Origin of the sequence: Micromonospora sp. NPDC005367 (assembly GCF_040606825.1) — a bacterium.
Classification (GTDB): domain Bacteria; phylum Actinomycetota; class Actinomycetes; order Mycobacteriales; family Micromonosporaceae; genus Micromonospora.
This window is the reverse complement of record NZ_JBEXFP010000031.1, coordinates 1-11,636: the sequence shown is the minus strand read 5'-3', so window position 1 is coordinate 11,636 and position 11,636 is coordinate 1. Positions and strand designations below refer to the sequence as shown.

The 11,636-nt window shown below is 73.0% G+C and carries 9 protein-coding genes; 5 read left to right on the top strand and 4 right to left on the bottom strand.

Annotated elements, in window-relative coordinates; genetic code table 11:
• Positions 1-23 precede the first annotated feature (23 nt).
• On the top strand, positions 24-836 hold the full coding sequence (locus tag ABZS42_RS20920; protein WP_355147659.1) for an alpha/beta fold hydrolase: 813 nt from the start codon (positions 24-26) through the stop codon (positions 834-836).
• Positions 837-841: 5 nt separating this feature from the next.
• On the opposite strand, the gene ABZS42_RS20915 is transcribed toward ABZS42_RS20920, so the two are convergent.
• Both ABZS42_RS20915 and ABZS42_RS20910 read right to left on the bottom strand, forming a co-directional pair.
• Positions 842-2,320, bottom strand: a complete 1,479-nt coding sequence (locus ABZS42_RS20915) for a trehalose-6-phosphate synthase (RefSeq protein ID WP_355147657.1) — start codon at positions 2,318-2,320, stop codon at positions 842-844.
• A 178-nt stretch (positions 2,321-2,498) separates the two neighbouring features.
• Positions 2,499-3,338: a DUF308 domain-containing protein gene (locus ABZS42_RS20910; protein ID WP_355147655.1), complete on the bottom strand. Its 840-nt coding sequence runs from the start codon at positions 3,336-3,338 to the stop codon at positions 2,499-2,501.
• A 664-nt stretch (positions 3,339-4,002) separates the two neighbouring features.
• On the opposite strand from ABZS42_RS20910, the gene ABZS42_RS20905 reads away from it, so the two are divergent.
• On the top strand, positions 4,003-4,704 hold the full coding sequence (locus ABZS42_RS20905; protein ID WP_355147653.1) for a lysophospholipid acyltransferase family protein: 702 nt from the start codon (positions 4,003-4,005) through the stop codon (positions 4,702-4,704).
• Between the two features lie 6 nt (positions 4,705-4,710).
• Here the strand turns inward: ABZS42_RS20905 and ABZS42_RS20900 are convergent, their stop codons facing one another.
• Positions 4,711-8,178 carry an adenylate/guanylate cyclase domain-containing protein gene (locus ABZS42_RS20900; RefSeq protein WP_355147753.1) on the bottom strand — a complete coding sequence of 1,156 codons (3,468 nt, stop codon included), beginning with the start codon at positions 8,176-8,178 and terminating at the stop codon, positions 4,711-4,713.
• A gap of 142 nt (positions 8,179-8,320) precedes the next feature.
• Here ABZS42_RS20900 and ABZS42_RS20895 point away from each other — a divergent pair, with 142 nt between their 5' ends.
• Positions 8,321-8,566 carry a hypothetical protein gene (locus ABZS42_RS20895; RefSeq protein ID WP_355147651.1) on the top strand — a complete coding sequence of 82 codons (246 nt, stop codon included), beginning with the start codon at positions 8,321-8,323 and terminating at the stop codon, positions 8,564-8,566.
• A gap of 152 nt (positions 8,567-8,718) precedes the next feature.
• On the opposite strand, the gene ABZS42_RS20890 is transcribed toward ABZS42_RS20895, so the two are convergent.
• The gene (locus ABZS42_RS20890) at positions 8,719-9,363 is read right to left on the bottom strand and encodes a Crp/Fnr family transcriptional regulator (RefSeq protein ID WP_355147751.1); all 645 of its coding nucleotides are present in this window, start codon (positions 9,361-9,363) and stop codon (positions 8,719-8,721) included.
• A gap of 434 nt (positions 9,364-9,797) precedes the next feature.
• Between ABZS42_RS20890 and ABZS42_RS20885 the strand changes: the two genes are divergently transcribed.
• Both ABZS42_RS20885 and ABZS42_RS20880 read left to right on the top strand, forming a co-directional pair.
• Positions 9,798-10,295 carry a polyadenylate-specific 3'-exoribonuclease AS gene (locus ABZS42_RS20885; protein ID WP_355147749.1) on the top strand — a complete coding sequence of 166 codons (498 nt, stop codon included), beginning with the start codon at positions 9,798-9,800 and terminating at the stop codon, positions 10,293-10,295.
• A gap of 273 nt (positions 10,296-10,568) precedes the next feature.
• Positions 10,569-11,597 carry a 6-phosphofructokinase gene (locus ABZS42_RS20880; RefSeq protein ID WP_076468299.1) on the top strand — a complete coding sequence of 343 codons (1,029 nt, stop codon included), beginning with the start codon at positions 10,569-10,571 and terminating at the stop codon, positions 11,595-11,597.
• Positions 11,598-11,636 lie beyond the last annotated feature (39 nt).

Below are 11,636 nucleotides of genomic sequence, written 5' to 3'. Positions count from 1 at the left end.
GTCGCGAACGAAGGGCTGAATCCGTGAGCAATGTCCGGATCATTCGGGGGCAGGAGTGGGCGCGGCCGGTCCGACCGGTCCGGCGCGAGGTGGTCAGCGCGACTACGGAGCTGGAGGAGGGGCGTCCGCCGCTGCTCTTCGTACCGGGCTTCGGACACGGGGCGTGGGCGTTCGCCGAGCACTGGCTGAGTCACGCCGTGTCCCGTGGGTTCCCGGCGCACGCGCTGAGCCTGCGCGGGCACGGTGGCAGCGAAGCCGCGCCGCGGACGTCGCTGCGGTCGTACGTCCATGACGTGGTCCAGGTGGCCGCGGGCCTGCCACGCCAGGCGGTGCTGGTGGGGCACGGCGCCGGGGCGCTCGTGGTGGCGCACGCGCTGGCCCGCTATCCGGCCCGGGCGGCGGTGCTGGCCTCGCCGGTCTTTGGCGGCTGGGGCACGCTCGGCGCGGCGCTGCGCCGCAACCCGGCGGGCACCCTGCCCGCGGCGTTCGGCGGGCGGTTGCGGCTCAGCCGTGCGCAGCTGTTCAGCCGTGAGTTGCCCGACACGGAGGCCCGGCGGTACGTGTCGGCGCTGGGCCGGGCGAGCCGGCGGGCCCAGTGGCAGCTGCTCTCCCGTCCCGAGCTGGAGCCGCCGGTCGGGGACCCGCCGGTGCTGGTGCTGGGCAGCCCCGACGACCGGGTCGTGCCGCCCGCCGCGCTCAACCGGGTGGCCCGCCGCTACGGCTCGGCGCCGCTGCTCTTCCCCGGGATGGGGCACGATCTGATGCTCGACGCGCGTTGGCGCGAGCCGGTCGACGCGTTGCTGGACTGGCTGGAGAAGGAGCCGGCGGCGCGCTGACCGGGTCAGCCGCCCGGCTGGTGCTCGACCCGGGCGGAGGAGCGGGCCGGTTGGGTGGGCAGGGCGTCCGTCGCGGTCACCATCCGCTGCACCAGCGGGCCGGTCTCGTCCAGCGCGCTGAGGTACGAGCGCGCCCACGCCCGGATGTCGTGCTCGTGCAGGTGCGCCCGCATGGCCCGCATCCGTCTGCTCACGTCGGCCGGGGCGGCGCGCAGCGCGGCGAGCAGCCCCTCCTTCAGCCCTTCCAGGTCGTGGGGGTTGACCAGGTACGCCTGGGACAGCTCGGCGGCCGTTCCGGCGAACTCGCTGAGCAGCAGTGCTCCGGTGTCGTCGACCCGGGCGGCCACGTACTCCTTGGCCACGAGGTTCATCCCGTCGCGCAGCGGGGTCACCGCCATCACGTCGGCGACCCGGTAGAGGGCGGCCAGCTCGGCCCGGTCGAACGGCTGGGTGAGGTAGTGGATCGCCGGCTCCCCGACGCGGCCGAACTCGCCGTTGATCCGGCCGACCTCGCGCTCCACCCGTTCCCGCAGGATCTGGTACTGCCCGACCCGCTCCCGGCTCGGCACGGCGACCTGCACCAGCACCGTGTCGCGGACCTTGACGTGCCCGCTCGCCAGCAGCTCGCTGTAGGCCTTGAGTCGCTGCTCGATGCCCTTGGTGTAGTCCATCCGGTCGACGCTGAGGATCACGCGCTCAGGGCGGCCGAGGTCCTGCCTCAGCCGCTGCGCCCGGGCGGCGACGTCGGGACGGGTGGCGAGCGCGGCCATCTCGGCGGTGTCGATGGAGACCGGGAACGCGCCGATGCGTACGACCCGGTCGCCGACGCCGATCCGCCGGTCCGTGGCGGGCAGGTTCAGCACCTTGGCCACGAGCTGCGCGAAGTTGTGCGCGGCCTGGACGCGTTGGAACCCGATCAGGTCGGCGCCGAGCATCCCGCGCAGCAGTTCGGCCCGGCGGGGGAGCTGCATGAACAGCTCCGGCGGCGGGAACGGCACGTGCAGGAAGAAGCCGATGCGCAGGTCGGGTCGCATCGCCCGGAGCAGGCCGGGGACCAGGTGCAGGTGGTAGTCCTGCACCCAGACCACCGCGCCCGGCTCGGCGACGTCCGCGGCGGCCTCGGCGAACCGCCGGTTGACCCGCTGGTATGCCTCCCACCAGCGCCGGTGGTGTTCGGGCTGCTCGACGGCGTCGTGGTAAAGCGGCCAGAGGGTCGAGTTGGCGAACCCCTCGTAGTGGTCGCGCTGGTCCTCGGCGGTGAGTGGGACGGCGCGCAGACGCACGCCGTCGACGTCGGGCAGGGTGGGGGCGGCTCCGGTGCCGCCGGCCCAGCCGACCCAGGTCGCGGGGGTGTGCCGCAGCAGCGGGTGCAGCGCGCTCACCAACCCGCCGGGGCTGCGCCGCCACTCGCAGGCGCCGTCGGGGGCGGCGTTGTCGTCGATGGGCAGGCGGTTGGCCACCACCACCAGTGAACTATGTCGCATCTCGGGCATTCCGATCAGCAGGGGACTGACCGCCACGAGGAAGGAAAAACCGGTCAGTCAGCGGAGGGACGTGACGTACAGCGGTATTCCTACTGACCGTAAGTTACACCACTCACGCGTCCGCTGCGGGCGACCGCCGTCCCGGAATGCGGTCCGTTACCTCCGGGTGACCGACCGCTCAGACGACCGCGCCGTCGTCCGGGTCGCGGTCGTCCTCGTCGCCGCCGGGACGCAGCCGCCAGACCAGCGTGACGAAACCGGCGAGGATGCCGATGAAACCGACAAGCGTGACCATCGAACGGTCGACCGGCAGCAACGACGGGAAGAGGAAGAGCACGAAGCCGACCACCACGGCGAGCACGCCGACCACCGCGTACTTGGAGATCCGGGGCAGTGGCGGCGGCGGAGGCGGGGTGTAGCGGTCGTCCTCGTCGTCCGGCAGGTCGGCGCCGAAGGTGTCCAGCCCGTCGAGCAGCGACGGCTCGTCGTGCCGGTCGGAGCGCCCGAGCGACACGCCCGAGATGTCGGCCGCGTACGGCAGGCGGCGGACGTCGGTAGCGGTCGGGCCGGTCTCGTCGGTGCCGGTTCGGGCCAGTGGGCCCCCGGTCGGGCCGCTGGACTCGTCGATGTCCTCGGCCGCCGGCCACGGGTTGGCGCCGGCGGCGGGCGTGGTGTGGAAGCCGGCCACGATCCGGGCCCACTCCGCGTCGATGTCGGGTTCGTCGGGGCGGGACTGCTCCGGCGGGCCCTCGTCGGCGAGCTGGCTCAGGTAGTCGCGGGCGGTCGTCAGATGCGAACGGTCGACGTAGAGGCGGTCCACCGGCCGGGCCGGCACCGTGGTGGTGCGGGTGACCGGGTTGAGATCGGCCGACGGCTGGAGGTACGCGGCGATACCACCGGCGGCCAGGACGTCCAGCAGGTGTTCGCCGACGCGTGGATCCACGTCGCCGGCGATCGCGTACTCGCTCGCGTCGAGCCCGTTGTCCCGCCGTCCCCGGCGGGCCCCACCCGCTGTCACCGGACACCCTCCTCAACGCGCCTTCGGCGCGGCCGCCCCAGCCCCTCGGCGCGACTCGCACGCCGTGCTTTGAATCGTGACACGTCACGACCCTGTTGCGGGAGTGCGTTGTGTCGCGTCTTCCAAACTCGGCGGGCGTGCCGCTGGTCGCGGGCGGGGTCGTATGTCCGTTTGTGCGGAGGGCGTCAGGAGGTGGGAGGGGGCGGAATGCGCCGGGACGACCCGCGGCTCGTCGCTGATCCGGCTCGTCGCCGTCGGCCGGGCGAGTCGGCCGGCCCGGGCGAGTCGGCCGCCGCGGCTTCCGCGGAGCCGAGTCGACCATGCCTCGATCGACCGTCAGCTGCGGCCGGCGACGGGTACCCGGCTCGTGGGTGCGGGCCGAGAAGTGCGCAACGGTACCGGGCGGCGTCCATGCGCCGATGATCGCAGCGAAGCACCAGGCAGGCGTACCGCCGGTCGTCGCCGACCACAGCCGGCCGGAGCGATCCTCCGCCGCCGGTTCGCCACCCGGCTGCCCGCCGTGCCGAACTTCCGAACGAGCCTGATCGATCGTTGTGGGCGGTGCCTGCGCTTCGTAGGCTTCTCACCTGACGACCGGCCGGCCTCCTGACCGACAGGCCGAGCGGCCGGGCGACCCCGCCACCGCCACTGGGAAGGGACGCCGGTGTTCTACTGGCTGATGAAGTACGTCCTCCTCGGCCCGCTGCTGAGGGTGGTCTTCCGTCCGCAGGTGGAGGGGCTGCACCACGTGCCGGCCACCGGTCCGGTGATCCTGGCCAGCAACCACCTCTCCTTCTCCGACTCGATCTTCACCCCGTTGATGGTCAGGCGGAAGGTCACCTTCGTCGCGAAGGCCGAGTACTTCACCGGCAAGGGAGTCAAGGGCTGGCTGACCAAGATGTTCTTCGTCAGCACCGGCACCATTCCCGTCGACCGCTCCGGCGGGCGGGCGGCCCGGGCCGCGCTCGACACCCAGCTCAAGGTGCTCCGGCGCGGCGGGATCGCCGGCATCTACCCGGAGGGCACCCGGTCGCCGGACGGGCGGCTCTACCGGGGCAAGACCGGGGTGGCCCGGCTGGCCCTGGAGAGCGGTGCGCCGGTGGTGCCGGTGGTGATGCTGAACGCCGATGAGATCCAGCCGCCCGGCAGGCTGATCCCGAAGATCGCCCGGGTGCGGATCCGCTTCGGGACGCCACTGGGCTTCTCCCGCTACCGCGGCATGACCGGCGACCGCTTCGTCGAGCGTGCGGTCACCGACGAGATCATGTACGAGCTGATGGAACTCTCCGGCCGGGAGTACGTCGACGTGTACGCGCAGAAGGTGAAGAACCAGCCGCCCGCCGCGGCCGAACCGGTGGCCGCCTGACCCAGGTCACCCGGCGCCGGCCAACCGGAGCAGCCCGACGGCGTCGTTGCGTACCGCGAACTCGTGCAGCCGGGCCCGGGCCGTGGCCGCGCCGGCCGGATCGATCGTCGACAGCGGACCGACCGAGAGCGCCGTCGTGATGATCTCGTCGGTCACATCGGTCATCAGGGCGTAGCTCGCCGCCGCGCCCCGCATCAGCTCGGCGGCGGTACGGGCGTCGCCGGCGCACCCCGCCAGTACGGCGTCGGCCACCTGGCCGGCCGCCCGAGCCCACGGGGTCATCCGGGGCGCCCGAGCCAGCAGGTCCCGCACCAGCCGGGCCGCGTCGGAGCCGAGCACCCCGGCGACGTGCCCGACCGCCGGCACCCACTCGGCGAACGGGATCATCTGGGTCCGCCGCCAGTCCTCGTCCAACTCGGTGAGCAGCGCCATCGCCTCGTCCCGGCGGCCCTCCACCGCGCGGCAGAGCGCGGCGTGCGCCAGCGTGGAGCGCAACACCCGGTGGAAGCCGCTGCGGCGGGCCGCGAGCACCGCTTGCTCGACCAGGTCCGCGCCGTCGCCGGCCGGCTCGATGTCCCGGCCCGGCCGGGCGGCGCGCAGCCCACGCATCCACCCCGACACCGCCACGATGTGCAGGTCCCACTCCGCCGTCGGGCGGCGCGTCGACTCCGTCGCCATGGCCAGCGCCGACGTCCACTCGCCCGCGTAGTACGCCCGGGCCCACTGATCCTCGAAGCTGGTGGCGATGCTGTGCTCACCGCCGAGGTCCAGCGTCCGCTGCTCGTCCACCAGCCGGGCCGACCCGGCCAGGTCCCCCTCCTCCTGCAACGCCCAGGCCAGGTTCTGCACCGCCCGGCGGCGGCTGGCCAGCCGCGCCACCCGGCAGTCCTCGGTCACCTCGGCCAGCTCCGCGTACGCGTCGCCGGACCCGGTTATGTAGCGCGCGACCGCGAGGGTGATCCGGGCGTTGGCCTGCGCCTCCCGCAGCTGCAGCCGCTCGGCGAGTTCGGCCGCGGACCGGGCCGCCGCGCACGCCGGCTCGGTTTCCGCGTTGAGCATGTGCACCCGGGCGAGTTCCAGCAGGGCCCCCGCCTTCTCCTGGCTGTCCGGCAGCTCGGCGTAGAGACCGATCGCCCGGTCCAGGAAGCGCAGGGTGGCCGGACGATCGGCCCGGCTCCAGGCGGCGGTGGCCAGCAGCGTCCAGGCCCGTGCGGCGCCCGTCCGGTCGCCGGTGTCGCTGAGCCGTTCGGCGAGCCGGGCCAGCGTGTCCGTGCCGCCGGCCACCAGGAACGCGTCACCGTCGCGGTAGAACGCCAGCTCGGCGTCGAACAGCTCCAGCGCGGGATCCGGCGGGAGGTCCAGCGCGAGCGCCCGGCCGACCAGCGTGGCCGCGGTGTCCAGCGCGTGCAGCTCGTACGCCCGCCGGGCCGCCCGGTGCAGGGCGCCGCGCGCCGGCAGGGCGTACGGGCTGGTGTCCACGCCGACCGTGCGGGCTATCTCGTGCGCCGCCCAGCGGTGGTTGGCCAGCACCTCGGCCAGGTCGTGGTGCCGGCTGTCGGCGAGCTGCTCCAACCAGTCGGCGGTGTGGTGGTGGCGCAGCACCCGCTCGGCCCGCGGCAGCCGCTGGTAGCAGACGTCCCGCACCAGGACGTGCCGGAACCGGTACTCCGAATGTCCCGGCATCGTGGAGCTGGGCTGCTCGTACACCAGGTCGCGGCGTTGCAGCCGGTCCAGCGCGCGCTCCACCCACGCCACCGGCCGGCCGACGGCGGTGGCCACCGGCGCGGCCCAGAACTGCACGCCGACGACCGCCGCGGCCTGCAGGACCGCCCGGTCGGCCGGGTCCAGCAGGTCGAGCCGGTTGGCGATGACCGCCTGCACCGTCCGAGGCATCTCCGCACCGCCGACCGGCCCGACCGACCCGACCCCGTCGAGAAGGCCGCCGTCGAGCAGCATCCGGGCGTACTCCTGCGCGTAGAGCGGATTGCCGTCGGCGAACTCGATCAGCGGGGTGCGCTGCGTCGCCGGCAGCGTCGCCTTGCCGAGCAGCAGCGAGTAGAGGGTGTCGATGTCGGAGTCGTGCATCGGTGGCACCGAGATGGACATGGCGCCGCTGATCGTGCCGGTCCACGCCGGCTGCCGCTCCCGCAGCTCCGGCCGGGCGGTCGCGACCACCAGCATCGGCACGCCGCGGGCCGTCGCGCCCAGCTGCTCGACGAAGGCGAGCAGTGTCTGGTCCGCCCAGTGCATGTCCTCGAAGACCAGCACGGTCGGCCCGGCGGCGGCCAGCGCGAGCAGGAACCGCCGCCACGCCGCCTCGGTCTCGACGAGGGTGAGTCGTTCCCCCGGCAGGCCGAGCAGTGGGCCGAGCGCCTCGGCCAGCCGTACGGCGTGCGGGTCGGCGAGCTGACCCAGCCGGGCCCGCAGCCGGTCGCGCAGCGCGACCGGGTCGTCGGCCCCCGGCATCCCCACCCAGCTCTTCACGATGTCGGTGAGCGCCGCCCACGTGACGTTCTCGCCGAACGGCGGACACTGCCCGACGAGCCAGGTGATCGGCGGCCCAGGCAGGCTGCCGGCGTGCCGGGCGAGTTCGCGCAGCAGCCGGCTCTTGCCCACCCCGGCGGGGCCGAAGACCGTCACCAGCTGCGACGTGCGCTCATTCACCATCCGGTGCAGCGCGTTGACCAGCAGGCCGCGTTCGTGCTCCCGGTCCACCATCGGGGTCAGCTCGGCGGTGTGCGGGTCGCGGTGCGGCCTGGCCCGGACGGCCAGCCAGATGCGGCTCACCGCCGAGCGGCCGCGCAGGGTGACCGGCGGCTGGTCGGCGTACTCGAGTTCGTGGCGCGTGGCCGACCAGGTGGCCTCGTCGACCACGACGCCACCGGACGGGGCCAGTGACTGCAACCGGGACGCCGTGTTGACGACGTCGCCGGTGACGAACGCCTGACCGCCGTCCCGGGTCGCGGACAGGTCGACCAGTGCCTCGCCGGTGGCGATGCCGACCCGGAAGCCGAGCGCCGGTTGTGGACCGGTGGGCTGGCGGGCCAGGTTGCGTTGCAGCTCGAGGCCGGCGCGCACGCACCGCAGCGCGTCGTTGTCGGTGGCGACCGGCGCGCCGAACAGCGCCATCACCGCGTCGCCGATGTACTTCTCGACCACCCCGCCGTACTGGTGCACGATCCGCCGCACCGTGGCGAAGTACGTCTGCTGCAGGCCACGGGCCTGCTCCGGGTCGGCCCGTTCGGCGTACGCGGTGAAGTCCACGATGTCCACGAAGAGGACGCTGACCTGCCGCCGGTCCTCCTGGACGGTGACGACGTGGTCGCGCAGCGGGTGCCCGCAGCTGGTGCAGAAGTTGACCTCGGTGCTGTTGGCGTGCCCGCACTGAGCGCAGCTCACGGCGAGCGGCTGGCCGCACCCGCCGCAGAAGCGGTCGTCCGGTCCAGCCGTTCGCGCGCAGTGTCCACACTTCAGCTCGATGTCCAGCTCCGTACGCGAGAGAGCCCAGTATCGCGGCGGTACGACCCAGTCGGGTACCCGACGTGCGGGCGGGCCCTCCGACCGATCGGTCGGGGCTAGTCTTCCGTACCAAGAAGTTTCACGTCAGGAGAGTGCCGTGCAGGTGCGATTGTCCGCCCCGTGGACCGATCCGGCTGGCAGGCAGTGGGCTGCGGGGGACATCATCGACGTCGACGCGGTCATTCTCGCCGAGCTGGAGGAGCAGGGCATGGTGGAAGAGCCCGAGGGTCAGGCGAGCGGGTCGGGAGAGACGACGACCACGCCCACGTCGCCCAAGCCGACCGATCCTACGAAGATCGGCCCGGGGCCCGGTGCCCCGCCGGCCGACGACACCGGCAACTGAGTAGCGACGGGTGGGGCCGGCGGGCGGGTGCTCGCCGGCCCCACCCGTCGTTTCGACGGTGCCGTCCGTGCCGGACAGGTCCGAGTCCGATGGGGACGGTGCCGGGTGCCGGGTGCCGGCTGCCCGGCGCGAGGAGCGCGGCGGGGCCGGCGTCAGCGGTCGTTCATGCCGGCGCGCCGGCGCAGCGCGGCCACATCGGTCACCACGATGCGACGCCCCTCGGTACGCAGCCAGCCCCGGTTGGCGAACGACCCGATCGCCTGGTTGACGCTCTGCCGGGAGCCACCGGCCATCTCCGCCAGCTGGCTCTGGTTGAGCTCGATGGTGATCATCGGAGCCTGGCTCTCGCCGGCCAACCTGACCAGGGTCTTGGCCACCCGGCCGGGCAGGTCGAGGAAGACGTGGTCGGCGTTCTGCTCGGTGAGACGGCGGATCAGCCCGCCGAGCGAGCGCATCACCGCGTCGAGGATGCGCGGGTTGGAGTGCACCAGCTCCATGAAGGCGCCCCGGGAGAGCGCGAGCGCGGTGCAGTCCTCGATCGCCTCGGCGGAGGCGGAACGGGTGGAGGCGTCCAACAGGGAGACCTCGCCCAGTACGTCCGGTGGGCGGATGACCGACAGCACCGCGCGTTCACCGGTCGGAGCGGTGCGGAAGACGGCGACCGCGCCGCGGCGCAGCACGATGAGTGATTCGCCCGGATCGTTCTCGACGAAGAGCAGTTGGCCTTTGCGGTACGTGCGCGGCACGGCGGCCGCGATGACCCGCTGCCGTACCTCCGGCTCGAGCCCGGCGAACATCTCCACGCCCGTGAGCGCGTCACCCGGCTCCGGAAGGCGAACCCCCTCCACGGCCCAACCCCTCCCCGGTCAAGGACCACAACTCGCACACCGGTGAACCTGACGGGCCTGTACGGCAGGTGAATTGACACCGGTTCGGCGCCGGTAAGCGGTACACATCAGATCATGACGGTCGTGTCGCTTGCTGTACACCCCTCAAATCACTTCCGTGACAGTCCCGAGCTGCGGCAACCGGCAAGGTGGGGTGGCGGATGCGCCTGGCGGGGCCTGGGGAGGGGCGCCCCGGCCGCGGCCGGCCGTGCGGGATTCGGGACGATCCCGGTCGTGGCCGGCCGCGGCGAGGGGTTTCGCGCCCGGGGCCGGCCGCGGGCGCGAAACCCCGGGCGGGGGCCCCGGGCGGCGCCGCGAACCGGCGGTGGGCGAGGATGGCGGTGATGGTCTACCGCTACTTCTACGACTGCGAGTTCATCGAGGACGGCAAGGTCGTCGACCTCGTCTCGATCGGCGTCGTCGACGAGAACGGCCGCGAGTTCTACGCCGTCTCCACCGAGTTCGACGACTCCCGGGCGATCCCGTGGGTCCGCCGCAACGTGCTGGACAGGCTGCCCTCGCCGGCCGACCGTGCCTGGCGTTCCCGGGAGCGCATCCGTGACGACCTGTACGACTTCCTGGTCGAGCCGATCCGGGGTCGTCCCAACGAACAGATCGAGCTGTGGGCCTGGTACGCCGCGTACGACCACGTGGTGCTGGCGCAGCTGTGGGGGGCGATGCCGGCGCTGCCCCGGGAGATCCCGCGGTTCACCAAGGAGCTGCGGCAGCTCTGGGACGACCGGGGCCGACCGCCACTGCCGCAGGCCGAGGCGGCCCGGCACGACGCGCTGGTCGACGCGCGGCACAACCTGGCCCGCTGGCGAGCGATGACCGCCGGCTGAGGGCGCCTCGCCACCGACGGTGACGAACCCTGCTGACCGGGTGGGTGACCGGGCGCGACGACCAGCGGCGGGCGAGGTGGAAACCGGGAGGTCCGGCACGGAACACCCCGTTCCCGGGCGGACCACGCGGGGCGCGCTGTCGCCGCCGAGGCGGGCGGACTACAGTGCGCAGTGACGGCCCGCCCCGGGCCGGCAACGGCGCCGATGTCTGATCCGACACCTAACCTGGGGCTTATCGGGCTTCACCTGACGCTCCAGGAGGATGAGCAGATCATGCGTATCGGCGTGCTCACCGGCGGTGGCGACTGCCCTGGTCTCAACGCGGTCATCCGTGCGGTGGTCCGCAAGGGCGTGGCCACGTACGGTCACGAGTTCGTGGGCTTCCAGGACGGTTGGAAGGGCCCGCTGGAGGGTCTGTCCAAGCCGCTCGGCATCGCGGAGGTCCGCGGCATCCTGCCGCGCGGCGGCACGATCCTCGGCTCGTCCCGGACCAACCCGTTCAAGATTGAGAACGGCGTCGAGCGGATCAAGGACAACCTCGCCGAGCAGGGCGTGGACGCGCTCATCGCGATCGGTGGCGAGGACACCCTCGGGGTCGCCACCAAGCTCTACGAGCTGGGCGTGCACGTCATCGGCGTACCGAAGACCATCGACAACGACCTCGGCGCCACCGACTACACCTTCGGGTTCGACACCGCCGTCAACATCGCCATGGAGGCGATCGACCGGCTGCACACCACCGCGGAGAGCCACCACCGCACCCTCGTCGTCGAGGTCATGGGCCGCCACGCCGGCTGGATCGCCCTGCACGCCGGCCTCGCCGGCGGCGCGAACGTGATCCTCCTGCCGGAGCGCAACTTCGACGTGGAGCAGGTCGCGGGCTACGTCGAGAAGCGCTTCCAGCACCAGTACGCCCCGATCGTGGTGGTCGCCGAGGGCGCCCAGCCGCTGGAGGGTCAGATGGTCCTGCAGAACCAGGAGCTCGACGCGTTCGGCCACGTCCGCCTGGGGGGCATCGGCCAGTGGCTCGCCGAGCAGCTGGAGGCGAAGACCGGCAAGGAGGCCCGCACGGTCGTGCTCGGCCACATCCAGCGCGGCGGTACCCCGACCGCGTTCGACCGGGTCCTCGCCACCCGCCTCGGCCTTCAGGCGATCGACGCCGCGCACGAGGGCGACTGGGGCAAGATGGTCGCGATGCAGAGCACGGACATCGTCCGGGTGCCGCTGGCCGAGGCGACCCGCGAGCTGAAGACCGTGCCGCTGGAGCGGTACGCCGAGGCCGAGGTCTTCTTCGGCAGCTGATCGACCGCCACGGTGGCGCGGTGGCCGTACGGCCACCGC

What these genes read in the sequence shown, in the direction of transcription:
- ABZS42_RS20890 (WP_355147751.1), bottom strand. Translation starts at nt 9,363, where the DNA reads ATGTTCGCCGGGCTCGAGCCGGAGGTACGGCAGCGGGTCATCGCGGCC.
- ABZS42_RS20880 (WP_076468299.1), top strand. Translation starts at nt 10,569, where the DNA reads ATGCGTATCGGCGTGCTCACCGGCGGTGGCGACTGCCCTGGTCTCAAC.
- ABZS42_RS20915 (WP_355147657.1), bottom strand. Translation starts at nt 2,320, where the DNA reads ATGCGACATAGTTCACTGGTGGTGGTGGCCAACCGCCTGCCCATCGAC.
- ABZS42_RS20885 (WP_355147749.1), top strand. Translation starts at nt 9,798, where the DNA reads ATGGTCTACCGCTACTTCTACGACTGCGAGTTCATCGAGGACGGCAAG.